At 40.4% G+C, this 22,958-nt stretch carries 24 protein-coding genes; 11 read left to right on the forward strand and 13 right to left on the reverse strand.

Features of this window, described 5'->3' with window-relative positions; all coding sequences use genetic code 11:
• Positions 1-3: 3 nt before the first annotated feature.
• From WKR92_RS02545 to WKR92_RS02580, 8 genes are all read right to left on the reverse strand, one after another.
• Positions 4-1,167 (reverse strand): glycosyltransferase, encoded by a 1,164-nt coding sequence (locus tag WKR92_RS02545; RefSeq protein WP_375556265.1) that lies wholly within the window; start codon positions 1,165-1,167, stop codon positions 4-6.
• A gap of 93 nt (positions 1,168-1,260) precedes the next feature.
• Positions 1,261-2,706, reverse strand: a complete 1,446-nt coding sequence (locus tag WKR92_RS02550) for an O-antigen ligase family protein (RefSeq protein ID WP_375556266.1) — start codon at positions 2,704-2,706, stop codon at positions 1,261-1,263.
• Positions 2,707-2,714: 8 nt separating this feature from the next.
• Positions 2,715-4,877, reverse strand: coding sequence for an exopolysaccharide transport family protein (locus WKR92_RS02555; protein ID WP_375556267.1), 2,163 nt, complete (start codon positions 4,875-4,877; stop codon positions 2,715-2,717).
• Between the two features lie 20 nt (positions 4,878-4,897).
• The gene (locus WKR92_RS02560; protein ID WP_375556268.1) at positions 4,898-5,578 is read right to left on the reverse strand and encodes a TolC family protein; all 681 of its coding nucleotides are present in this window, start codon (positions 5,576-5,578) and stop codon (positions 4,898-4,900) included.
• 25 nt (positions 5,579-5,603) lie between these two features.
• Positions 5,604-6,698: a sugar transferase gene (locus WKR92_RS02565; RefSeq protein WP_375556269.1), complete on the reverse strand. Its 1,095-nt coding sequence runs from the start codon at positions 6,696-6,698 to the stop codon at positions 5,604-5,606.
• Positions 6,673-7,074: a response regulator gene (locus WKR92_RS02570; protein WP_118196355.1), complete on the reverse strand. Its 402-nt coding sequence runs from the start codon at positions 7,072-7,074 to the stop codon at positions 6,673-6,675. Before WKR92_RS02570 ends, WKR92_RS02565 begins: the two co-directional genes overlap by 26 nt.
• 117 nt (positions 7,075-7,191) lie before the next feature.
• Positions 7,192-7,800 carry a response regulator gene (locus WKR92_RS02575; RefSeq protein ID WP_375556270.1) on the reverse strand — a complete coding sequence of 203 codons (609 nt, stop codon included), beginning with the start codon at positions 7,798-7,800 and terminating at the stop codon, positions 7,192-7,194.
• A gap of 21 nt (positions 7,801-7,821) precedes the next feature.
• The gene (locus tag WKR92_RS02580) at positions 7,822-9,033 is read right to left on the reverse strand and encodes a histidine kinase dimerization/phosphoacceptor domain -containing protein (RefSeq protein WP_375556271.1); all 1,212 of its coding nucleotides are present in this window, start codon (positions 9,031-9,033) and stop codon (positions 7,822-7,824) included.
• A gap of 242 nt (positions 9,034-9,275) precedes the next feature.
• Here WKR92_RS02580 and WKR92_RS02585 point away from each other — a divergent pair, with 242 nt between their 5' ends.
• On the forward strand, positions 9,276-10,211 hold the full coding sequence (locus WKR92_RS02585) for an LCP family protein (RefSeq protein WP_375556272.1): 936 nt from the start codon (positions 9,276-9,278) through the stop codon (positions 10,209-10,211).
• An 8-nt stretch (positions 10,212-10,219) separates the two neighbouring features.
• Here the strand turns inward: WKR92_RS02585 and WKR92_RS02590 are convergent, their stop codons facing one another.
• Positions 10,220-12,190, reverse strand: coding sequence for a tetratricopeptide repeat-containing sensor histidine kinase (locus WKR92_RS02590; protein WP_375556273.1), 1,971 nt, complete (start codon positions 12,188-12,190; stop codon positions 10,220-10,222).
• A gap of 191 nt (positions 12,191-12,381) precedes the next feature.
• Here WKR92_RS02590 and WKR92_RS02595 point away from each other — a divergent pair, with 191 nt between their 5' ends.
• From WKR92_RS02595 to phoU, 5 genes are read left to right on the forward strand one after another with little or no spacing between them, the layout of a single operon-like run.
• Positions 12,382-13,383, forward strand: a complete 1,002-nt coding sequence (locus WKR92_RS02595; protein ID WP_375556274.1) for a PstS family phosphate ABC transporter substrate-binding protein — start codon at positions 12,382-12,384, stop codon at positions 13,381-13,383.
• Positions 13,384-13,386: 3 nt separating this feature from the next.
• The gene (gene pstC / locus WKR92_RS02600; protein WP_375556275.1) at positions 13,387-14,274 is read left to right on the forward strand and encodes a phosphate ABC transporter permease subunit PstC; all 888 of its coding nucleotides are present in this window, start codon (positions 13,387-13,389) and stop codon (positions 14,272-14,274) included.
• A complete protein-coding gene (gene pstA, locus WKR92_RS02605; RefSeq protein WP_375556276.1) occupies positions 14,267-15,130 on the forward strand; it encodes a phosphate ABC transporter permease PstA in 864 nt (287 codons plus the stop codon). Before pstC ends, pstA begins: the two co-directional genes overlap by 8 nt.
• Positions 15,106-15,897, forward strand: a complete 792-nt coding sequence (pstB, locus tag WKR92_RS02610) for a phosphate ABC transporter ATP-binding protein PstB (RefSeq protein ID WP_375556277.1) — start codon at positions 15,106-15,108, stop codon at positions 15,895-15,897. Before pstA ends, pstB begins: the two co-directional genes overlap by 25 nt.
• 36 nt (positions 15,898-15,933) lie before the next feature.
• Positions 15,934-16,587 (forward strand): phosphate signaling complex protein PhoU, encoded by a 654-nt coding sequence (gene phoU / locus WKR92_RS02615; protein WP_375556278.1) that lies wholly within the window; start codon positions 15,934-15,936, stop codon positions 16,585-16,587.
• Between the two features lie 19 nt (positions 16,588-16,606).
• On the opposite strand, the gene WKR92_RS02620 is transcribed toward phoU, so the two are convergent.
• From WKR92_RS02620 to WKR92_RS02630, 3 genes are read right to left on the reverse strand one after another with little or no spacing between them, the layout of a single operon-like run.
• Positions 16,607-17,197 carry a YdeI/OmpD-associated family protein gene (locus WKR92_RS02620; RefSeq protein ID WP_375556279.1) on the reverse strand — a complete coding sequence of 197 codons (591 nt, stop codon included), beginning with the start codon at positions 17,195-17,197 and terminating at the stop codon, positions 16,607-16,609.
• 33 nt (positions 17,198-17,230) lie between these two features.
• Complete coding sequence (locus WKR92_RS02625) at positions 17,231-17,635, reverse strand: GtrA family protein (RefSeq protein WP_375556280.1); 405 nt, start codon at positions 17,633-17,635, stop codon at positions 17,231-17,233.
• 4 nt (positions 17,636-17,639) lie between these two features.
• Positions 17,640-18,317 (reverse strand): CDP-alcohol phosphatidyltransferase family protein, encoded by a 678-nt coding sequence (locus WKR92_RS02630; RefSeq protein ID WP_375556281.1) that lies wholly within the window; start codon positions 18,315-18,317, stop codon positions 17,640-17,642.
• Positions 18,318-18,441: 124 nt separating this feature from the next.
• Between WKR92_RS02630 and WKR92_RS02635 the strand changes: the two genes are divergently transcribed.
• Together WKR92_RS02635 and WKR92_RS02640 are read left to right on the forward strand one after the other, a co-directional pair.
• Positions 18,442-18,813, forward strand: a complete 372-nt coding sequence (locus WKR92_RS02635; protein ID WP_375556282.1) for a BlaI/MecI/CopY family transcriptional regulator — start codon at positions 18,442-18,444, stop codon at positions 18,811-18,813.
• A gap of 36 nt (positions 18,814-18,849) precedes the next feature.
• Positions 18,850-20,157 carry a M56 family metallopeptidase gene (locus WKR92_RS02640; protein ID WP_375556283.1) on the forward strand — a complete coding sequence of 436 codons (1,308 nt, stop codon included), beginning with the start codon at positions 18,850-18,852 and terminating at the stop codon, positions 20,155-20,157.
• Positions 20,158-20,245: 88 nt separating this feature from the next.
• Here the strand turns inward: WKR92_RS02640 and WKR92_RS02645 are convergent, their stop codons facing one another.
• Complete coding sequence (locus tag WKR92_RS02645; RefSeq protein WP_375556284.1) at positions 20,246-20,719, reverse strand: hypothetical protein; 474 nt, start codon at positions 20,717-20,719, stop codon at positions 20,246-20,248.
• A 241-nt stretch (positions 20,720-20,960) separates the two neighbouring features.
• On the opposite strand from WKR92_RS02645, the gene WKR92_RS02650 reads away from it, so the two are divergent.
• Genes WKR92_RS02650 through WKR92_RS02660 form a run of 3 tightly spaced genes read left to right on the forward strand, consistent with a single transcriptional unit; the run spans position 20,961 to position 22,897 of the window.
• A complete protein-coding gene (locus WKR92_RS02650; protein WP_375556285.1) occupies positions 20,961-21,902 on the forward strand; it encodes an NADP-dependent oxidoreductase in 942 nt (313 codons plus the stop codon).
• Positions 21,903-21,906: 4 nt separating this feature from the next.
• Complete coding sequence (locus tag WKR92_RS02655) at positions 21,907-22,371, forward strand: hypothetical protein (protein WP_375556286.1); 465 nt, start codon at positions 21,907-21,909, stop codon at positions 22,369-22,371.
• A 19-nt stretch (positions 22,372-22,390) separates the two neighbouring features.
• Positions 22,391-22,897 carry a VOC family protein gene (locus WKR92_RS02660; RefSeq protein WP_375556287.1) on the forward strand — a complete coding sequence of 169 codons (507 nt, stop codon included), beginning with the start codon at positions 22,391-22,393 and terminating at the stop codon, positions 22,895-22,897.
• Positions 22,898-22,958 lie beyond the last annotated feature (61 nt).

The following is a 22,958-nucleotide window of genomic DNA, read 5'->3' on the forward strand; positions in this document are numbered from 1 at the left end:
AATTTAGGTATGTTTTGTTGCTATTGACCGTTTATTAGCCTTTCTTGAATACATAAGAGAGACAACTTGTAAGTAGACAAACTTATGAATGCTCAAAAGGGATTTATAAATTTTATTCGATGCCCCTCCTTCTTTCAATGCGATAAAAAAACTAAAGCAAAAAAGTAGAAAAGCTATTAACCAATAAACGATATCCCAAGATTTCATCATTAAGTTAACAGACATACAACCAAGTGCTGTTAAAATAAACATAAACAGAGGTGGTCTCAACAGCATTATACCGAAAAAAAATTGATTTTTATTGAGGTGTGTGATACTTTTCAATAATAATTCTCCTCCATATCGTACATATTTAAACCAAGTATTAATCCAACGCGATCGCTGATTAACCAATTGTTGAGAATGAGAGGTTTTTTCGTCATAAACTATAGCTCTGGATGCGTGCGCAATAACATGCCCTCTTTTAACAATCTCTGCCTGTAAAACCTTATCGAACCCTGCCCCTTGTATCTCGATCTTTTCTAAACATTCTTTGTATAATCTAACGTTAAATGCCATCCCTGATCCGGCAAGGGTGGCGGATGAACCTATTTGGAATAAAAGCTGACCGTCATAATAATTATAATAAATATCTCTTGCCGCATCTAAACAGGCCAGCGTTGTATTTAAATTCTTAGGAGCTCTTACACCTTGGACAGCTTGATAACCTTTACGAAAAAACAAATCGAGCTCGTTAACATATTCAGAATGCACCAGGTTGTCACTGTCGATAATTGTTAGAACATCATGCTGACGAACAAAGTGCTTGATGGCGTGGAAATGAGATTTAGTGTTACTGGCTAAAATATGTTCCGGGCGGAGGACGCTTACTCGTGGGTCTGAAAACTCAAGTTTCGAGATATCACAATTATCAGCTACAACATACACATGATAACGACTGTAATTTAGTTTTAGAATAGAATTTACAGTTTCTGGAAGTAAATGAGTTTGTTCATAAGCAGTTACGATAATAGCATAGTCCAAATTAGGATTGTAACTATTTATTACTTCAGATATTTCTTTTTTAGATTTTAAGTTAAATATCAGAAATAATATCATCGGATAAACTAAATAGAATCCTACTGTGATTTGTATGGAAATCCATACGATTTCAAATATATTATTCATTTATCAAACTGTTTATCTTTTGCTTTTAACCCGATATAAAACCCAATGAGTCCACAAATAATTCCTGGTATAACAAATATTTCAAAAGGCATTTCAAGCGGTTTTAGTATGATCTAAATTATCTCTACTTTTTTCAGAAATTTGGCGATCAAGTTCTGGTCCCATAAAAATAAAGACCAATGAAAGATAACTGACGATCGAAGATGGCAAAGCGTTAATAACCTCATTTCCATAACTGCAAATAAAGATTCCGAAGAAACTCGCTGTCAAAGCGATTAACTTAATTCGCAATCGATCATCGCGGATGTTCCAAACAATGCCACAAGATTTACCAATGATATAGCCCATCATACAGAACCAAAAAGTTAATCCCGTAATCCCATACATGCCCCATACCTTCACCCAATAACTATCGGGGGCGACGGAAGCAAGAAATTTACCCGAATTGTATTCGCCGCCGGCATACCCCATAACACCTAAACCGCCTCCAAAAGGATAGCTTTTCATATAATCACGAAGAATTTCTTGATTGAGAAAACGCATATTCAAGGAAGCGTCTTCCGGATCCAATGCTGTTCTTAGTCTATGTATATATTCGAAAGAACTCCCTATGTAAGTAAATTTAAGTATGGCTACAAAAAAAAGTAGAAAACCGATGCCACTAAACAAAGTCCGTGTATTTTTAAACAAAAATATGGCTATAAGTGCACCAGGCACTAATGCAAAAAATGCACCTCTCGTACCGGAAATGAGCATGCCATAGAAAAACAACAATGCCAATACGCCAAAAGCCAATCGTTTCCAAGTCTTAAATGGCCCGAAAGCAAGTACACCGCATAAGACAACGAATGCTGCTTGCGAAGCACCAAATTGACCTGCATCACCATAAAATGAGAATACACGTAATTGACCCCATATCATGTGGGTAGGATTGGCATCTAAAAATGCTTGCTCCCCCGGAAAAAGACCAAGCCTAAGCTGCTTAACACCATTCAACATAGCAAAGAGCGAGCAAGCGATAACAATAATAATAAAGAGATTTAGATGCTTTTGGTTTCTGAAGAGCATAAACCCAGCGGGCACCAGCATAAATGAATCAAATCCGGATGTTCTGATTTCACTTAACCAGCCACGGGCACTTGCACCCGGATTGACAACCTGTAAGACGCTGATCAAAAACCATATTAAAAAGAGTAAGACTAGATCATTTGATAGCCGTTTCCAGTCCGCTTGGCTGCTTTTACAAATAATCGAAATCCATAAGATAATATATAAAGCCTCCATTGCATAGCCTAAGGGTATACCTGGGAGTTCTCGGCTTATTAATATATAACAAAAGCCATATACAACAGTCGAGAATAGTCCAATTAAAGGATCTTTGAAGAGAATAGTTAGAAATACGAGTATAGCCGCAAACACTACGCTAAGAACTGGCACTAACATTCCTAACGTCCCTGTGAGATAGGAAATAATGACCGATGCGGTTAGTGCGACACCAATATATACGGCTTTTTCTCTATGTTCTAATACAATTTGCATCTTATAAACTAATTAGCGTGCATAAGTTTCCGCAACCCAATATCTTCCACCTTTGCTTTATTGAGCACCCACCCGATAAAGTTTTCTTGCTGGTTCATAAAAGAAATAAGATCTTTTTCGTAAGTCCCCACTGTCTCCCCGGCTGGAAAAACAGCGATACTCTTATCAACAAACATCAACCATTCTTTAGTACGATGTACTTTTTGCAGGCTATCGATATCGACTAGAATGACATCAAACTCAGCTTTAAGTTGGTCGAAGCCTTTTCGCAAAACATCCTCATTATATACTTCAAGAAGAGATTCGTTTTTGGAGTTCGTCGTGAGTTTGGTAATGAACTTTTCTGCTTGAAGTTCTCGTTTAACAATATAAGAGTCAAAAAGCTGGCTATCCCCTATTTCCTTAATCTCCGGTGTTTTATCCAATGCATAGTCTCCGCCAATTAAAAGAACCTTTTTTTGCGTTTTTGCAAAAGAATAGGCTAAACTGGATGTGATAAAAGATGAACCAGAGCTTTCAAACAAACCTGTAACGCCTAGAATTTGCTTGTTCTCTAAGCGCATAGCTTCGTCTATTTCAAAACGTAAAGAGCGTAATAAGTCTTTATAGGTAGCATAGTCTTTGGACACATTACCTTCCTCCCAAATGGTACTTAAATCTTTATCATTTGGAACAATACGATTAATAACACCCAATATCCGTTGTTTGGTCAAATGCGTTAACTGTTCGGAACTACGGATTTTATTGTCAAGGAGAAAAGCGATGATAAGAATAAAGAGACATACGCATAATGAAGCGAATGCAGCTAGAGCCACAAAGATTAGTTTCATTGATGGTTCTGGTGGGTTAACGACCCCTGCTTGAGCCAGTTGAGGACGCACACCGGTGCTGGCTAAAACGTTGTTTTTATTATAGAGCTCGAGAGCACTTAGATATTCTTTTGTGGCAACCTCCGCTTCACGTTCATAGTTCTTCATCCCCGCATCTTTCGGAACCATACTATTATACAATCCTTTCATCCGGCTGAGATCAGCTAAAATAACAGAGAGACCGCTCTTCGCCCGATCCAACTCAACCTCCATATCTAGTTTTTGCTGAATGAGACTTTGACGAAGAACACGCGGATCAGTAGCTGTACTGCTGGCGCTGCTGGCGATCAAACTAGTAAGTTTCGATTGTATAGAATCAATTGCGCGAGCATCTGCCGGCTTAAATCCATTATCAACATAGCGTTCATTAGCTACTTCTAGTTGTTTTTTTAAGCTAATGATCTGATTGTTTTCTTCGATGCTGACGGAAACTAAACCTGAATTTCGGTTTTTCAGCTTGTCTTCAATCCCCTGTATACCTCCTTGGAGAGATTGGATCTCACCAACAATAGTAGCTCGTTGTGCTTCCTTTTCAGCAATCTGACCATAAAGACTTTCTGCCTGACTGACAACATTGATCGTACTATTCTGTACTTGAAAGTTTTTGACCTGAGAGTTTTTAGCGTTCATTGAAGCTTCTTTATTCTTCAGAAGGGAATCAAGGAGCTCCTTTGAGTTATGTTTGCTTCTATCAGCCCGATCTTTGAACCCATTGATAAAGTCATTCGCCATCGTGTTAACGACATAAACTGACAGATAAGGATTATCTGACAAATATTCAATTTGAATAAAATCACTATTGTCCTTACGCGCAATAACAAGTTGGTCTTGGATAGCTTCTTCACCGTAACCAGCTAACTGAATGTAGTCAAACAAAGCATATTCCTGATTGTCATCCGGCGTAAGGACCTTTTCCTCGGCAAGGAATCGCTTATATTCTTCAACAATAGCTGAACGCTTGTTCGAGTCCAGTAAACGTAGCTCTTCGGGAAGTTCGTGGAAAGCGTTTTCTGGATTTTCAAGATCGTGAAGAATCAACTTATAAGATAAACTATTCAGGTTTTTCTTCATAAAGAGCGATTCGATGATGTTATTGAACCGCTGATTCTGCACCATATAATTAGAGGGAGCATCGTCTACTGTGACCTGATCTGATAAGCCTGTAGAGATTAGGGCTTGTGACTTGTATTCTTGAGGTAAATCTTGTACCAGATAATACGTCAATCCGCCCGCCAAAACTGGCACAGAAATGAGTAACCAGATATTACGCTTAAGTGTTCTAAAAAATCGTTTAAAGTCCATGGTTATGTTTTTTTCTGAAATTATTTTACATCGGAAAGCTTCACTCCAATGATTTCTTCCAGATTGTCTTTTGCTTGTAAATAACTCTTTTCTGTTTCGATCTTTGAAGTATTTGCTACCGCGATTGCCGCACGGGCTTCATTGTACTCCTCAAGCGTTACCTCGCCTTTTTCAAATCGATTGGTTAATGTCTGAAAGGTTCCAGTAGCATCTTGTGCTGCAATGGTCTGTACTTTTAAGGCTTTAACTTGGAAGATATAATCATAATAGCGGTTCTTCACTTCCTTTTCCAATTCGGTATCGTAGATCTGTCGTTCTAATTGAGCGATCTTCAAATTTGATTTGGCTGATTTCGATTGAAATGGCTTTTGCAAAAAATCTCCAAGATTGATAGTAGCACTTAATTGGAAGCCGTTGTACAAATAAGGGTTTTGCGGATTGATGGCGTCTTGTTCATCGGGCCGATAGAAATAGGAAGCCGAGAAGGGATCTAAGAACGAAATATTTGCCGCACTTAAGTCATTTTTGGCGATCTTTTCCTGCTCAGCCAAGATCTGGCGTTGAGGATAATATTCTTTAGCCATCTCAATATACTTTTGAAGTTGATTGTAGTTAATTTCATCCATCAAAGTTTCCTGTGCTCTGAGCGAAGGAACGATGGCTAAAATGAGTAGCGATAATATGAGTATTGTTTTTTTCATTGTCTTAGTTGTTTATAATTCGTTATTAAACTTTTTCTTTTTGCAATAATGCGGGTATGGTGGATCCGATGATTCGTAAATCGAACCAAATGGAGGAATGCTGTACATAGTAGTTATCGAGTTCTCGCCGTTCTTGATCTGACATGTCGCTACGGCCTCTTTTGGTGACCTGCCAGAGTCCGGTAATGCCAGCCGGGCCTAAGAATCGCTGACACCACTCATTGGAGGTAAGCATTTTGGCCTCGTATAAGGGCAGCGGACGGTTGCCAACGATGGACATATCGCCTTTTAATACGTTGAACAGCTGCGGCAGTTCATCAATACTGGTATTCCTTAAAAAGTGACCGAATTTGGTAATCCGGGGATCGTTCTTGATCTTAACAAAGGCTGCCGGCTTAGTAGCATGGCCATTGGTGTACTGATCATATTGGTTTTTTTCTTTTTTTAACTTCTCCAGCTCTTTATCGGCTCCGCACTTCATGCTACGGAATTTGTAGAAATCAAAGATCTTGTAACCGGTACCGGCGCGTTTGCTTTTATAGAAGACCGGACCTGGTGAATCAAGCTTGATCAGTATGGCGACGATTAAAAACAAGGGCGACAGGATTAGAAGGGTAATGGCTGAAAAACAGATATCAAAAAGGCGCTTGAAGATAGGTATCTTATAAGGCTTCGGAGGCAACTGCTTTAATCGGTTTACATCTGACCGGATGAGTTTAAACTTCCGTAAAAATTGAAGCCTCTCATTGATATGGTCAATATCAAAAGGGTATTCGTAATAGTCTTCTACGCGTAGTTCTTTAGCTAATAGCCGATATCGGCTATCATGCCTGGCTGACAACAACACGATAATTAACCCGCATGTCAAAGAACTTCTTCTTAATCTTTTGATGACATCAAACACTTTCCCTCTCTCATCAACTTCCATAATCAATATTTCCGGAGTATCTAATAAATTCAATTGCCCCAGGTGTACTTCTAACTCGAGAAGGTTGTCATAAGACCGGATATTGAAGTGTTCATCCAGTCCTTTTGAGACGTTCTTCTCAAATTGTTTTCCGGCATAGTACACCAGGTTGCGAAATGGTTGTTGATCAGTTATAGACACGCGCCATTCCATGTTCTTGTCTGCTTGCTATGATTTCGGAAACGGATGATTTTAGTTCAATGGGGTTGAAAGGTTTGGGGAAGAATCGGTCTACCCCATAAGGCACCTCGGCAGCAATGGGATCGAAATCTCCGGTCTGGGAAAGAATGACAACCGGGATGTTACGGTACATGCCGCTCACCTTGATGGTTCTCAGGAAATCCTTTCCGCCGAAACCCTTGATTGCAAAGTCGAGAATAATCAGATCGGGGGTGTCGTTGTCCTCTAACCAGATCAGTGCTTCATAACAACTGCTGGCAAGAGCTATTTTATATTCTTTGCCTAATATAAAATGTAATAGCTCTAAGATTGAGGGTTCACCATCCACTACCAGTACGGTCCTTTTCATAGTGTGTTCTTTTTTTCTTTGTTAATTATTTACAATACAAAGAACATCACTAATCGCTTAAGCTTTATAACCATTACTGGGTATTTTGCAGAAAGCGTGGGGAAAAATGGTGCTGTTTTATTGGTATTCTTCTAATAAACGGTGTTCTAGGGCGAATACAATCAGCTGAACGGTATTTTTGAAATTGGTTTTTCGCAGGATGTTTTTGCGGTGAACATCGACGGTGTGCTTACTAATAAAAAGTTCGTCGGCAATTTCGGTTGATGATTTCCCTTCGACCATTAGGGCAACGATGCGCAGCTCTCCCTTCGAAAGGGTTTGAAAGTCTTTGAGATGCTCGGAAACATTGGTATGGTTTGACTCTTTGGTCTTGAATGCCATTTGTACGCTGACGAGCAATTGCTGGTCGGTATAGGGCTTTAAAAGAAAGGCATTGGGATGTGTACCTAATGCGTCTTTCAGTAGTTGTTCATCACCGTGGGCGGTGACATAAATAAGCCGAAAGGCATGATTTTTACGAAGTTCTTGTATAACCTGGATGCCCGTTTTTTCTCCGCGCAAGCGGATGTCGCAAAGGATCAGATCAGGTTTATAACTAATAAAGCTACGGATAGCAGATTCGTAACGATCGGCGACAGCGCATACTTCATAGCCTTTGCTTTCTAAAAAAAATGACATGCTCTGTGCAACAATAAATTCATCTTCCACAATCATTATTCTTTCCATAATATTAATTTGTAAGTCGATTTAGTAATTGATTTTAAATTGTATGTTAATTTCTGTTTTAGGTTCCTCACTTTCGATGATATGGAGGTTACCGTCTAATTGCTTAATGAGTATATCAATCAATTCTGAGCTGAGGGTCTTTTTTATACTGCCATCAGGCTGTTGAGAGGATAGTCGTAATTTATAAAATGTGATGTTAAGTGACAGTTTCTTAAAATTAACTTCGCTCTGAATTTCAATTCTTCGATCAGTATCGGTGGTGTTATATAGAGGCTTGATCAGTCCTGAAAAGATCTCGTGTAACATTAACCCCAAGGGTACGGCTTGGTCGGCGTTGAGCATAATATCTTCGATCTGGCTGTGAATGTCGAACTTTACATTCGGATGCGCCAGGGAATGGTCTACAAGATCCTGAATATATTCACTAATGGATATTTGATTGAAGAAATTGTCTTGATACAGTTTTTTGTGAAGTAGGGACATGGAGACAAGTCGGTTTTTTCCCTCTTGCAACGCGGAAATGGCCTCTGGTGCCTGAGAACGATAGGCCTGAAGGCTAAGAAGACTAGAGATGACTTGTAGGTTATTCTTTACACGGTGGTTCAGCTCCTTCAGCAGGTCTTGTATTAATTGGTTTTTCTCTTGAAGAAAACGGTTCTGCGTACGAATGTTCTCCCGCTCGCGTTCAAATTCTTTGCGTACTACTTCTAATACAAAATACATGATGATGATAATAAACAGAACGCTGAAGAAGTTGTCAATCAACCGTTCTTTGGCATTGGGGTAGTTCACAACCCATTCGGGGTGATAGTATTGGATGGTTAAAACGGTTATAATGCAGCCCAAATGGAGTGTGGAAACAATATAAGTTAAAGCGCCTTTGGTGGTCATGAAATAAACCATGGTGCTGAGTAGTAATAGGGCGATAATTTTTCCATCTGTACCTGAATTGTAAAAGAAGCTGACGCCTAATATGGAGACAATGCAGATAGCACTGATAAGTGAGACCACTTCGGTATGCCAGCGTTTGATCCGTGAAAAGTAATAGGTAGTCGACAACACAACAAACATAACGATGATGAGTACGATCTGAAAATGGTGCTGACTGTAGACCAATCTTGATAGAAGATTAAGCAAACAGATGAATGCAGCAAAAAAAATGGAAAGGTTAAAAATTCGATGCCTGAGTCCAAAATGGGGGGCTTGACCGGATATTTTTTCACTTAATGTCATTCAGTGCTAGCAGTTAAATCGGATAACAATTGGTTTAAATAAGTCAGGGTAAAAAAATTTAGATAAACATACTAACAATATAACAGTTTTTAAAGGACGTTTTTATACCTATTTATAGGTATTTATTCGGCTAAATTTTTCATAAAACTGCCTCAGATTACCTATAGTTAAGTATTTCAGCAAAATTTTATTAGAAAGAACTTTACCGACATCAAGTTTATAGAAAAATAAAAACAGGATACATGAAACGATCTCTACTACTTTTCGTTGTTCTTTCGGTATTGGGATTTACATCAACTACGCACAGTCAACTGAATATAAAAGCAAACCCAGTGGCGCTCGGAATTCCGCATGCTAATTTGGAAGAACGAGATACCTTGTCTAACAAGCTCATTAACATTGCATTCTTCGGTGTTGACCGGAGGAGCACGAGTGATTTCGGAAACTCGGACATCATTATGGTGGTGACGATTGACATGGAATCACATAAGGTTAAACTGTCGTCTATTATGCGAGATACCTATGTTTCGATTTACGCACGCGGGAAAAATAAAATTAATGCCGCTTATCTGGAAGGGGGACCGCGACTGGCCATCCGTACGCTTAATGAAAATTTTGATCTGGCGATCCGCGATTATATCAGTGTGGATTTCTTTGGCTCGGCGAAGATAATTGAGGCTTTAGGCGGTGCGGAGATTGATGTCAAGCCGGAAGAACTTGAATATCTGAATAATTATCTGGGTGAGATAGCCGGGATCGACGGTGTTCCAGCAAATTTTGTAAAGAAAGCTGGTGTGCAACGTTTGGATGGGAAACAGACGGTCGCTTATTCACGGATTCGGGCAGTTGGGAGGGGCGATTATGGGCGGATAAACAGACAGGCTACGGTCATGAATGCGCTAACCAAAAGCATTCAGGATAAAAAGGAAAACTTTATACAGATTGTATTAAAAGACATTGTCCCGAATATTGAGACCAATTTGGATTATGCACAGTTGTTTGAGATAGGCTCCGGTCTATTGCGTGCGAAGTCAAGAAAGCTGGAGCATGTGCGCTTCCCATTGGATAATGCTAGTGAGGGCGTGATGATTGACAAGATCTGGTACCTGTCTACTGATTTGGCAAAGACAACAAAATCATTGCATGGATTTATCTATGACGATATATATCCAGAATAGGATGGGATCTATTCGGCTTCTTTAAAACGGATCAGGAAATGATGATCCGGATACACTTTATGGTATTCGATGGAACCATTGAGCTGTTGCAGAAGGCCACGCATCAAACGGATTCCGGTGGTTTTACTTGTTTGAATATCGATTGCATCATCTAAACCTGGCCCGCTGTCTGAATATTTTAACTCAAACTCATTCTCTCCGATTTTATTGATAACGATCTCGATCTCATGGCTCCGCTCCTCGCCTTCCATGAGCAAGGTGTCATCATCGGGCGCCCCGTAACCACCAGTTCGGCTAATGCTGGATTCTGAAAATGCGTACTTCAGGGAATTGGTAATCAACTCGTTGACAACAAGTCCTACCGGAAGCGATGTATCGGCATTTAAAAAGACATTGACGCCTTTGATGTTGAGGTCGAGTGTGTCCAAAAAGGAACCGTCTACATTGTATATTTCGAATAGGGACTCGCCTATTTCTTTGATAAAATCGCTCATCCGAATCCGATTAAGGCTCTTCTGACTATATAGGGTATTATGGATAATGGAAATGGTTTTTAGGCGACTCTTGCTCTTCTCGATCAGGTTAATGACTTCGGGGTGATGGATATTGCGAGCTTGGATGCTAAAGAGGCTACTGATAATTTGCAGATTGTTTTTTACACGATGATGGATCTCTCGTAATAGAGTTTCATTGTATTCATTTAACTGCCGCAAGGTGGTAAATTGGCGTTCGATTTTTTCGTTCTTAAGGTTGAGTATGCGTTCGTTTTTTGCCTTTTCGCGCAGACGGCCGTAAACTACAACACAGAGGATCACGGTTAAAATAAGGATACCAATTAAACCTTGACGAAAGTATTTGGCATGTGCCAACTCCATCTTCTGGAGATCGATCTGTTGCATCCGCTTTTCAGACTCATATTTCTGGCGCAAGTCTGCATCGAGGTTCATCCGCTCGCGAGAGTAAAGACTATCATCAGCTAGAGCAAACTGATCGTAAATACTGTCGGCTTTGATACGATTCCCTAATAAGTAATGGAGACGAAAGAGCAAATTGGACATGTGGTAAATGCCCTGGGTCTGTCCGCCAGCTCGAAGTAGTTCGCTTGCCTCTTTGGCTGCGATTAAGGATTCTTCAAAATTATCCTCTAGGTAATAGGCTTCGGAAAGCAACTTGGAATAGTTGGCTTTCATTAAATTATCTGAGTTCTCCTGAAGAAGCGGCTTGACCTGTGCTAGCACGTGATGAATTTCAGCCGGCTTCTCTAGTGCTTTATAAACTTGAGCTAACGTAAAAAGCGCACGCATCTGGTTATAGGAGCTGCCGATCGACTTGAACTCTGCGGCCGAGCGCCGACTGTAGTCGATGGCCTGATCAAATTCCTTTTTGTTGTTATAGCTAATACTGTATTGAAGGTAGATATGTCCGATTAAATTTTTATCGGCAAGCTTTTTAGCAGACGATTCAGCTTGCTGCAGATATTTAATAGCTTCATCGTATTCGCGCGTATAGTCGTTATGATGCATGGCTAACACAATGGTATTGCGGACAAGCGCTGCGTGATTTTTAAATTTTTCTGCAAGCTTTAGTGCTTCTAAAAGATGGCGGAGACCTTCTTGAGGTTGATTCTTTTTTATCAAGAGCAAGCCTAAGCGGCCGTAGGTATCGGGAATATTCTCTTCTCTATCTAGTAAATGAAAAAGAGTATTGGCTTTATTTAAATAAAGAATAGCAGAATCTACCTGCATCAACCGATCAAACAGACATCCTTTGTAGAAGTAACCATCAGCTATGCCCGCATCATTATCTTCGGCTAGAGACAGTTGGAAAGCCTTATTGATAAGCAGCTCGGCTTCGGTTGCGTTTTCATTAATTTTCTCAAAACCGAGCCTATAGAGTGCATCAATGTCCTCTTTCTGTTGAGCAGCGTTCCCTACACCCCCAAGCAGAACCAACAAGCTGATCGTCAAGAGATATCTCATGGAAGGTTTATAATTTCCAATGTAACATTATTGCAATATATACATAAAATCCTTATTAGGATAACAAATATATAGAATATTTTTTATTTCATTATCTTTAACAAAAAACTAATAGCGGGCAACAATTGTTAACATTAAATTAACATTGGATTAACTTCTTGTAAACATTCTCTTAATACCTTTGCGGCGAGATGCAGCTAAAAAAGACTCTTATACAACAAATCGGCTTAATACTACTGTTAGGCTTATTTTCGGCTTGTTTTAAAACCTATAAAGGTAAGATCAATATTGACGGATCTAGTACTGTATATCCGCTGACCGAGGCAGTTTCCGAAGAATTTCGTAAAATAGAACCTGACATCCGAGTTACCGTGGGTGTATCAGGTACGGGCGGTGGCTTCAAGAAATTCATCCGAAATGAACTGGACATTAGCAATGCTTCCCGCCCTATAAGCGCATCGGAAACAAAAGCTGCGGCAGAAGCCGGAATAGAATTCATCGAGCTGCCCGTTTCTTACGATGGTTTAGCCGTGGTTGTGAGTCCGCAAAACGATTTCATAGATTATCTGACGGTTGCAGAACTTCATAAAATGTGGGCGCCGGAAAGTCAGGGTAAAATCATGCGTTGGAACCAGATTAGACCGGAATGGCCGGATAGACCGTTAAATTTATACGGGGCTGGTACGTCGTCGGGAACGTATGATTATTTTACGGAGGCGATCAATGGAAAAGCGAAAGCTTCCAGAGGTGACTATACGGCGAGCGAGGATGATAACGTATTGGTTCAGGGGGTGTCTACCGATATCAACGGATTGGGTTATTTCGGTTTAGCTTACTATTCGGAGAATGCCGACAAACTAAAGTTGGTTCCTATTAAAGTAGATGAAAATAGCGATGCGGTAGCTCCTTCTGATGAGACAGTTCAAAATGGAACCTACCAACCGCTTGCGCGACCTGAATTTATCTATGTGAACAAGAGTTCTGCTTCACTCCCCCATATACAGAAATACATCAAATTCTACATGGAAAATGCAGGCACATTGGCCAAAGAAGTCGGCTATGTAGCACTGCCTCCTGAAGTTTATAAATTATCCTACGAAAAGTTTAAAAATCTGCAAACAGGTTCTATCTTTGAAAACGAATCTATCGTGGGTGCGAATCTGCTCGAATTGTTAAAAAAACAGACTGACTAAGAAATGGCAAAATCACCTGTTAAATCTGAGAGACTCATCGAAGCGGTGATGATTTTCTGCAGTTTAATCTCGGTTCTGACTACAATAGGAATCATTCTGGTTCTATCTATCGATACAATCAAATTCTTTTCAGAGGTATCAATTGTTGAGTTTTTCACGGATTTGGAATGGACTCCTTTATTTGAGGATCAACATTTTGGTATACTACCGCTTCTGTCCGGGACGATATTAACAACCTTAATCGCTACCCTATTGGCTGTGCCAGTGGGCGTGAGTATCGCTGTATATCTGAATGAATATGCTTCAAAAAAATTCACGTCGGCCGTAAAGCCGATACTTGAGGTATTAGCTGCCATCCCAACCGTTGTTTATGGTTTCTTTGCTTTGCAATTTGTTACCCCATTGTTGCAACAGTTTATCCCTAGTTTAGCTGGTTTTAACGCATTATCTCCAGGAATTGTCATGGGAATTATGATTATCCCTTACATCACTTCGTTGAGTGAGGATGCTCTGAGAGCGGTGCCGAACTCATTACGAGAAGCGAGTTACGGCCTGGGTGCTAATAAGTTACAAACGGCTTTTAGAGTTATGGTACCAGCGGCTAGTTCAGGTATTATTGTATCCATTATATTGGCTATTTCCAGAGCGCTGGGTGAGACCATGATTGTTGCGATAGCTGCCGGACAGCAACCTAACTTAACGTTGAACCCACTAGAGTCTGTGGAAACGATCACAACCTACATAGTCCAGGTGAGTATGGGTGATGTTCCTCAGGATTCTTTGGAATACCGAACCATCTTTGCAGCGGGTATTACCCTCTTCGCATTTACATTTTTGCTGAATAATATTTCGTTCTGGATTCAAAAAAAATATCAAAACCGTTATGACTAACAAGGTTCTCTTTTCTCCTAAGACAAAAGATAGGCTCTTTCGGATTTATGCGATCAGTTGTACGGTCTTTGCTTTGCTCGTACTGGCAGTATTGCTAATCGACATTCTAATAAAAGGCGCTACACGCATTAATTGGTCTTTCTTCACAAATCTCCCGTCGCGGCATCCAGAAGAAACAGGTATCTATACGGCTTTAGCCGGTATGGTGAGCTTACTGATCTTTACACTACTCGTTGCGCTTCCGATTGGCATCATGGCTGGCATTTACCTTCAGGAATATGGCCAGAAAAATCGTCTTGCAAAATTCATTGAAATTAATATATCAAACTTGGCAGGGGTTCCTTCGGTAATCTACGGTATCCTGGGTTTGCAGGTCTTCGTCCGAATGGCTAACTTAGGGAATAGCATTTTAGCTGGTTCCCTCACATTATCGTTGTTGATTATGCCAATTATCATTGTGTCGACAAGGGAAGCCATCAAAGCGGTCCCTGACTCCTTGAGACAGGCTGCTTATGGATTGGGGGCAACGAAATGGCAAACGATTAGAAGGGTGGTATTGCCGGCATCATTTGGTGGGATTATGACAGGGATTATTCTGTCTACGTCGCGCGCAATCGGTGAAACCGCTCCTTTGATTGTCGTAGGTGCATTGGCTTATGTACCTTTTATACCTGAAGGGCCACTGGATCAATACACTTCCCTACCTATTCAGATATTTAACTGGACATCAAGACCACAACAGGGTTTTGTGATTAGCGCGGCAGCCGGAATTATTGTGTTATTACTATTCACATTTATATTAAATGGTATAGCTATCTATTTAAGGAACAAATGGTACAAAAAAACAAGTCAGTAAAGGAATTAAACCCGAAGTTCAAACTTGAAACAAGGAAGTTGAACCTTCATTATGGACCAAAGCATGCATTAAAGGATGTTTCGATACAAATGATGGCGAATACTGTTACAGCATTTATAGGGCCATCAGGTTGTGGTAAATCTACTTTCCTACGATGCTTTAACCGGATGAACGACCTGATTGAGAGTGCGAAGATTGAGGGTGAAGTTCTGGTGGATAGCGTAGATATCTATAAGAATGAGATTGACATTTATGAATATCGGAAGAAGGTGGGTATGGTTTTCCAAAAGCCGAACCCGTTTCCGAAGTCAATTTATGAGAATGTGGCCTTCGGACTCCGTATTAACGGTGAAAAATCAAAGGAATATATTGAGGAAACGGTAGAGAGTGCTTTGAAGCAAGCTGCCTTATGGGAGGAAGTGAAAGACAATCTGCATAAGTCCGCCATGGCACTTTCAGGTGGGCAACAGCAACGACTTTGTATTGCGCGGGCAATTGCGGTTAAACCCTCTGTATTATTGATGGATGAGCCGGCATCAGCGCTTGACCCGATCTCGACAACCAAGATTGAAGAGCTGATCCACTCGCTAAAGGAAGATTATACAATTGTAATCGTTACACATAATATGCAACAAGCTGCTAGAATTAGCGATAAAACTGCGTATTTTTACTTAGGCGAATTGATCGAATATGATATGACAGAAAAAATATTCACCAATCCGGCTAAGGAACAAACTGAAAATTACATAACCGGTAGGTTCGGGTAGTTCTAGATTATTTGATTTACATTATTAGGGTTATATATGATACATCTGGATAAAGAATTAGAGCAATTAAAAAAGACCACAATTAACATGTGGGTGCTCGTTGAATCTCAAATTGAGAAGGCCTATCAAGCATTGATCAATGATGATAATGATTTGGCAAGGGAGGTAATCAGCAATGAAAAGCGGGTTAACTCGATGGAGTTGAAGATTGATAGTGACTGTGAAGATATCTTTGCACTTTACAATCCAGTTGCAGGCGACCTGCGTACGGTGTTGGCGACCCTCAAGATCAACAATAACTTGGAACGTATTGGCGACTTGGCCGAAGGAATCTGTAAGCATATTATTAGTGAGTCGAATGCATTTGACGCAGAACTACTGAAAGCTACGGAAATTCACGAAATGTATGAGGCTGCAATTGGTATCATGGAGGATGTTTTAAAAGCTTATATCGATGAGGACACGAAGTTGGCAAGGACGATTTTTAAAAAGGATGAGATCTTGAATGAGATCAATATGATGGCGACTCAAAACATTAAGGAATATATCGGATCGGATCTCAGCAAGATTGAACAGGGACTGAACTTTCTATCAATCATAAGAAAACTAGAGCGTGTGGGAGATCAGTTAACGAATATTGCTGAAGAAATTATCTTCTCACACGAAGCAAAGGTTTTAAAACACTTATAAATACCGCTAATGCATGACACTAGCGGTATTTATCGTTCATGCCCACGCCTTTCTCTATCATCGGAATAATTTTCTCCAAGCGCGCCGTTTTTGTTTTATCCTGTTTCGCAGAGCTAATGTAATCAGCATATTCGCGCTGTTTACCTTTACTCAAAGCGTCAAATGCTTCCTTTAGGGAAGAATTACTTGTAAGAATGATTTCTAATTCAGCGGGGATAATCAAAGGCTTGTTTCGATTGGGTTTAAAAACCTTCCCCTGTTTCAGGTTCTCGATTGCCTCATATACATAGGAGAGCAAAATATCACGGTCTATATCATCGATGGAGGTAAAACGCATTTGTCGTAACCCACCAGTCTTACCTTCCTGTGCGTTTACTAAAACACCTTCCGAATCCTTCAAAAAACCACCATTATGAAACCATACTGCAAAGTGAGCTTTGAAGCCGGCTATGCTTACAACGTTTTTACCATTGTACATGTAGACCGGTGTTCCCCATTTGATGGTTTCTTCCAGCTCAGCGCTTAAAAATATGTTTCTGAGAACCGTTAGTTCGGGTTTCCAAGTCTCTAGTCCGTCGAAAAAGGAATCTGCATTTTTCAATGATTTCATAATACGATGAGTTATTAGACGCTAGTCATTTAATTATAAGATTTTTTTATCCCTAAATACCCAATAGGTTTGCAGCGTATAATTGAAACCCAACGAAACGACTATATCAACCAGTACGCGACTTATTTTGTAATCGATAAGCAACCAGCTGGTTACTAAATAGGTACCAAGCGACTTCAACAGAATACTGCCTAATACAACGACAATAAATTTTATTAATTGTTTGCCGACTCCCAAATGGTGAACTCGATAGGTCCAGTATCGATTGATAGAAAAATTAACAACAGCCCCGATAAGTCCGCTGATTATAATGGATATGGGATAGTAGATATTGAGTAGTTCGGTGCAGATGATCATCACCGCATAATCCACTAAGCCACCGCTGAAAGCTGATACTTGGGCTTTCGAAAATGTGCGTATGGAAGATGCTTTTTTCACCTTACTATTTTTTTTCTTCTATATCTCTCAGATCACCGAGGTCAAGGAGAGTATTGGTATCTTTGATATTAATCAGGAGAAGAACTACACAAATGGCACTAATAAAATAGTGAATGGTATGGGGAAATATCAGCTCGATAAGGATAATGGCGCTGATGATGACGCGAATTTCAGTCGGTCCGACGCTCCCTGCATCAATGGAATATACATTGGTGATCTTATAGCGAAGTTGTGAAATAATCATCGCCCAACCGTAGAGAGCGACCAGGATAAAGGCGACAATTTCAAAACCTGGATCTGCATAAAGGAAATACCCGAGGCCGATAATGACCGTACCAATCCAATCCATGATGATATCTAATGAAAACCCATACCACCTACGCGGGATCTTCCGAAAATAAGCGATACGCCCGTCGAGCGAATCACCGAACCAGTTGATAAAGAAACCCAGGGGGCCGAGAAGTAGAAAGCTACGATCGACATAATAAGCAAGAGCAAAACCAATAAAGATAAGAATGGAACCTCCAATACCAATACCGGTTAACATATTAGGACTGACCCAGCTTGGCACCCGTTCGACAAGGTACAGAATCAATTTTTGCTCAGACTCCTTCAAGATATTCGTTCGCTTCCGATCTTTAAATAGCTTTCGGTCACCTTGCTTGTCGCCCCTACTTTCCATAAGTAATTTTATATAGTATAAACGCAAAGATAAGAAAAGATGAGAAAGCAATAACCAAAGATAAACTAAAACAATAGTTGCATAACTAAATTATTAGTTATATCTTTATATCAAATAGCTGATTATGGAAATACGAGAATTAACAAAAGCTGAAGAAGAAATCATGCAAAAGCTATGGACACTGGGTAATGCATTCGTAAAGGATATTATCGAAGAGCTACCTGAGCCCAAACCGGCTTATAACACGGTTTCAACCATTATTAGAATTCTAGAGAATAAGGGCTTTGTCGCCCACGAAAGCTTTGGCAAAAGCCACCAATATTATCCTTTGATAGATCGGGATACGTATAAGGGCTTTGCGACAAAAAAACTGGTATCTTCCTATTTTGAAGATTCACCGCAAAATATGCTTTCTTTCTTTCTGGAAAACAAAGAAATGGACACCAAAGAGCTTGATCAGATTATGAAGATTCTTGAAAAAGCTAAGAAGAAATAAAAATAAACGAAGACAGAACCACTAAACTCTAATGTTATGAATTATTTATTGTGGATAAATATCTATTTAATCGTTTTCTATACGTTCTACTGGATCTTCCTTAGAAATACGACCTTTTTTCAGTTAAGACGATTCTATCTCTTAACGGCAACGTTATGTTCTTTTATATTACCGTCGATAACGTTCGACCGCTCCTTCGTGGAACCTATGCAGGAAACAGGAGGTACGGTCATGCTTGCAGCGGCAACTATTGGCCAACAAATGAACCTGGCCGTAGAAACCACCCAACAGAACAGATCGGCTTCAGACGTACTGGCGGTTCTTTATTTGGTTGGCTTGCTTGGGTCGCTGACTTGGCTGACGGCCCGATCAATCATCACACGCAATGCGATAAGAAAGAACGATAAGCAGAGTGCCTTTTCGTTTTTTAACCGCATCGTCGTTGATCCGAAAATAGAAGGTTATGATCAGATCCTGGCACACGAACGTGTTCATGCCAATGAATTGCATAGTATCGATGTGTTACTTTTTGAAATGATTAAGATTGTTAATTGGTTTAATCCAATAAGCTACCTGATGACCCGATCCGCGAAGTTAAACCATGAATATATCGCCGATCAGAAAAGCGTTTCCACTTCCTCTGAGGATCGTATAGCTTATGCTCATCTCCTACTTAGCAAGGCGCTGGCGACGGATTTGCCTACGCTAACGAATAATTTTTTCAATAAATCTATTCTTAAGCCTCGCATAGCCATGTTATTTAAAGACCGGTCAAAAAAGACAACGCTGACCAGCTTCGGACTGCTACTTCCTGCTTTGGCTTTGATTGTCGCTTGCCAATCGTCTTCGAACGATGATTCAGCACAAGAGGATACTGCAACGAACACGACTATTGACCTGTCACAAGATTCAAATAGTTCGGACGAGTCGAGTACGGCACTTGCAAATTCGGACGAAGAAACAGATACTGTAATGGACGATCGGGAGCTATTGTTTACTGAAACAGAAATCCCGCCAAGCTTTAAGGGAGGTATGGAAGCGTTCTATCAATATGTTGCAGACAACTATGACTATCCCGCAGCAGCTGTAGAAAAAGGTGTAAAAGGACGGATGATACTCCAGTTTGTAGTAGAAAAAGATGGAAGCTTAACAAACATTGAGGTCCTCAGGGATTTAAAACATGGAACGGGTGAAGAGGCGATTCGCATGCTAAAAAATAGCCCGAAATGGGAACCAGCAATCCAAAATGGAAGGAAAGTGCGAATCCAATTTACCCTACCTATTCAGCTGAATTTAGCCGCAGGAGCAGAATCCGCTGATGAGAAGGCGATGAATAACGGCTAAACCGCACATCAAACAGAAAAAAACCGATTATAAATAAAAAAGCCTATTCTTTTTTAAGGATAGGCTTTGCTTTATAATGGTGACGTATCTAGGCTTCTGCACCATATACAGTGGATACGTTCGTTATTTTCCAGACATCATCTTTATTTGGCTTCATGGTCACATAACTAGTCTTCACGAAGGTTGGAAAGTTCATTGACACTTTGACAATCGATAAGTCGTCACATTCTTCAACGATCGTATAGGTGGTTGTGCAATTCATAACGATGTTCTGTGACATTTTAAGAATCTCCAGGAATTCGCTCTTATTGTAGGTTAATGATCTACCATTATAGCTCACCGTCTGTTGGAATTGGTCGTCTAACAGATTCTTTAGATTTTTTAAATCGCCACTGGTCACCCCTTCGATAAAGCGATCAATCGTATAGGTTTTCGTTGCTTTTAAACCATACTTATTGAATTTATCAGTAGTAGGATTTGTTGCGGTCGGAGCAGCTTGTACATTTACAAGAGCGTACATAAAGATGAATGCGATTAGAAAAGGAATTTGCAAGGTTTTCATAATTGAAAAATTTTTAGAGTTTTGAATTGAATTTGTTGTTACTAGGTTTTGATTTGTTCCGGTGTTTAAGTTCGTTTTCATAATATTATATATTTGATTATCAGCTTTGTTTGATTCAAAAGTAGCAACAGAATGCACACTGGGAAAGATGAATTAGGTTAGTGCATTCATAAAATCGGTGAATGGCCTAAAATATTCGGCGAATGAAATTATCAGTATATTTACATTTCAGATCACGAATATGCAAGCAGTAATTTTATCGGAATATGGTCCGGCAAGTAAGTTGGAATTAAAGGAAGTAGAAAAACCGTTTTATAACGACGATCAGGTTCTCGTAAAAATGAGAGCGGCAGGAATAAATCCGGTCGACACCAAAATACGAGCCGGGAGTAGCGGGATGTGTGCTAAGATTAGCCTTCCTGTCATTCTAGGCTTCGATCTAAGCGGTACAATTGAAGCAGTTGGTAAAAATGTACAGGAATTCAAGATCGGTGACAGGGTTATGGGTTGCGTAGGCTTTCCGGGCCTTGGCAAGACCTATGCGGATTATGTGATGGCTGAGCCCGTTCACCTAACACTTATGCCTGAGAATATCGATTTTGAAGAGGCAGCGGCCGTTCCACTGGCAGGCTTAACTGCGTATCAGGCTATCCATGACCACCTACAAGTAAAAAGCGGACAACGCATTTTAATTCAAGCAGCAGCAGGCGGCGTTGGTCATCTCGCTGTGCAATTTGCAAACTTAGCAGGTGCAAGTGTTAGCGGAACTGCTTCTGAGGAGAACCTAGACTTTCTGAGGGAATTAGGTGTTGATCAGCCTATCGATTATAAAAAAACAAAGTTTGAAGATGCTGTGGATGAGCTGGACGCTGCCGTGGACGCTATGGGCGGGGAAATTCTATACAGAACCCTTAGGTCCGTGAAGAAAGGTGGCCGAGTGGTTTGTCTCCCCTCCTCGACCAAAGATGATCCGGTTGCCATTAAGCTGGCCAAAGAACGGGAAATAGAATTAATATGGCCGCTAATGTACACGGATAAAAAGCAAATGCAGCATATTGCGTCACTTTTGGAGCAAGAGAAAATAAAGGTACGAATTGACAAGGTGTTCCCGATAGAGAAGGTAGTTGAAGCTCACCAACAGATTGAATCTCATCACACCACTGGCAAAGTAGTTATCGTTTAGTATTATGTTTTCTACCTTGTTAATTTTCCACTCCATTGTCCGCTGGGGTATTCTGATCAGCTTAGTAGTCTCTTTGTTTTTTGCTTATCGCGGATGGTTGAAAAACAAGCCTTGGACGCGCTTCGACAACTATTGCCGCATCATCACGGTGTCTTTCGTTCATATCCAATTAATCATTGGTTTCTGGCTCTATCTTATTAGCCCGATCGTAGATTACTTCCTAAATAATTTTGATGAAGCGCTCCATATTACGCAAGCCCGCTTCTTCGGGATGGAACACATTACAATGATGGTGCTTGCGGTGAGCTTTATTACCATTGGATCCAGCATTGCCAGAAGAACGAAAGATTCGAAAAAGAAATTTAAGATGATTGCTATTTGGTATACCATCGCGTTTATATTTATCTTTACGTCAATACCTTGGCCATTTTCGCCGTTTACGACGAGGCCCTATATCCGATTCTTTTAACACCTAAAGCATTAGTCGTATGGAGAATAACGCTGAAAAATACATAGTCCCCGCACAGACCCGCATTGGACATGTACACTTGAAAGTAGCTGACTTGCAACGGGCACTCGACTTTTACACCGATTTACTAGGTTTCGAAATAACGACGATGTACGGTGATCAGGCAGCCTTTATTTCTGCCGGAGGTTATCATCATCATATTGGTTTAAATACTTGGTACAGTGAGGGTGCGGAACCTGCGTCTCCTTATGGCGTGGGGTTATATCATACCGCCATTGTATACCCGACCAGAAAGGATTTGGCTCAAATATTAAATCGGCTTCGTATCGCAAAATATCCCTTGACCGGTGCGAGTGACCATGGTGTTTCCGAAGCTCTTTATCTGAATGACCCAGATGGAAACGGCGTCGAGCTGTATTGGGACAGGCCTAAAGAGGAGTGGCCACAGAAACCAGATGGCTCTCTGGAGATGTATACAAGACCGTTAGATTTACAAAACTTGATAAACGAATTAAGCGAACAATAAAAACAAACATTCTGCCTTCTAATTAGTTTTAATATTCAGGAAGACTGCCTCGTTTTCCCGA

This window comes from Albibacterium profundi (assembly GCF_042159835.1).
Taxonomy (GTDB): domain Bacteria; phylum Bacteroidota; class Bacteroidia; order Sphingobacteriales; family Sphingobacteriaceae; genus Albibacterium; species Albibacterium profundi.

Excerpts from the sequence above, each read along its gene's own strand:
- WKR92_RS02545 (WP_375556265.1), bottom strand. The coding sequence starts at position 1,167 with ATGAATAATATATTTGAAATCGTATGGATTTCCATACAAATCACAGTA.
- WKR92_RS02550 (WP_375556266.1), bottom strand. The coding sequence starts at position 2,706 with ATGCAAATTGTATTAGAACATAGAGAAAAAGCCGTATATATTGGTGTC.
- WKR92_RS02555 (WP_375556267.1), bottom strand. The coding sequence starts at position 4,877 with ATGGACTTTAAACGATTTTTTAGAACACTTAAGCGTAATATCTGGTTA.
- WKR92_RS02560 (WP_375556268.1), bottom strand. The coding sequence starts at position 5,578 with ATGAAAAAAACAATACTCATATTATCGCTACTCATTTTAGCCATCGTT.
- WKR92_RS02565 (WP_375556269.1), bottom strand. The coding sequence starts at position 6,698 with ATGGAATGGCGCGTGTCTATAACTGATCAACAACCATTTCGCAACCTG.
- WKR92_RS02570 (WP_118196355.1), bottom strand. The coding sequence starts at position 7,074 with ATGAAAAGGACCGTACTGGTAGTGGATGGTGAACCCTCAATCTTAGAG.
- WKR92_RS02575 (WP_375556270.1), bottom strand. The coding sequence starts at position 7,800 with ATGGAAAGAATAATGATTGTGGAAGATGAATTTATTGTTGCACAGAGC.
- WKR92_RS02580 (WP_375556271.1), bottom strand. The coding sequence starts at position 9,033 with ATGACATTAAGTGAAAAAATATCCGGTCAAGCCCCCCATTTTGGACTC.
- WKR92_RS02585 (WP_375556272.1), top strand. The coding sequence starts at position 9,276 with ATGAAACGATCTCTACTACTTTTCGTTGTTCTTTCGGTATTGGGATTT.
- WKR92_RS02590 (WP_375556273.1), bottom strand. The coding sequence starts at position 12,190 with ATGAGATATCTCTTGACGATCAGCTTGTTGGTTCTGCTTGGGGGTGTA.
- WKR92_RS02595 (WP_375556274.1), top strand. The coding sequence starts at position 12,382 with ATGCAGCTAAAAAAGACTCTTATACAACAAATCGGCTTAATACTACTG.
- pstC (WP_375556275.1), top strand. The coding sequence starts at position 13,387 with ATGGCAAAATCACCTGTTAAATCTGAGAGACTCATCGAAGCGGTGATG.
- pstA (WP_375556276.1), top strand. The coding sequence starts at position 14,267 with ATGACTAACAAGGTTCTCTTTTCTCCTAAGACAAAAGATAGGCTCTTT.
- pstB (WP_375556277.1), top strand. The coding sequence starts at position 15,106 with ATGGTACAAAAAAACAAGTCAGTAAAGGAATTAAACCCGAAGTTCAAA.
- phoU (WP_375556278.1), top strand. The coding sequence starts at position 15,934 with ATGATACATCTGGATAAAGAATTAGAGCAATTAAAAAAGACCACAATT.
- WKR92_RS02620 (WP_375556279.1), bottom strand. The coding sequence starts at position 17,197 with ATGAAATCATTGAAAAATGCAGATTCCTTTTTCGACGGACTAGAGACT.
- WKR92_RS02630 (WP_375556281.1), bottom strand. The coding sequence starts at position 18,317 with ATGGAAAGTAGGGGCGACAAGCAAGGTGACCGAAAGCTATTTAAAGAT.
- WKR92_RS02635 (WP_375556282.1), top strand. The coding sequence starts at position 18,442 with ATGGAAATACGAGAATTAACAAAAGCTGAAGAAGAAATCATGCAAAAG.
- WKR92_RS02640 (WP_375556283.1), top strand. The coding sequence starts at position 18,850 with ATGAATTATTTATTGTGGATAAATATCTATTTAATCGTTTTCTATACG.
- WKR92_RS02645 (WP_375556284.1), bottom strand. The coding sequence starts at position 20,719 with ATGAAAACCTTGCAAATTCCTTTTCTAATCGCATTCATCTTTATGTAC.
- WKR92_RS02650 (WP_375556285.1), top strand. The coding sequence starts at position 20,961 with ATGCAAGCAGTAATTTTATCGGAATATGGTCCGGCAAGTAAGTTGGAA.
- WKR92_RS02655 (WP_375556286.1), top strand. The coding sequence starts at position 21,907 with ATGTTTTCTACCTTGTTAATTTTCCACTCCATTGTCCGCTGGGGTATT.
- WKR92_RS02660 (WP_375556287.1), top strand. The coding sequence starts at position 22,391 with ATGGAGAATAACGCTGAAAAATACATAGTCCCCGCACAGACCCGCATT.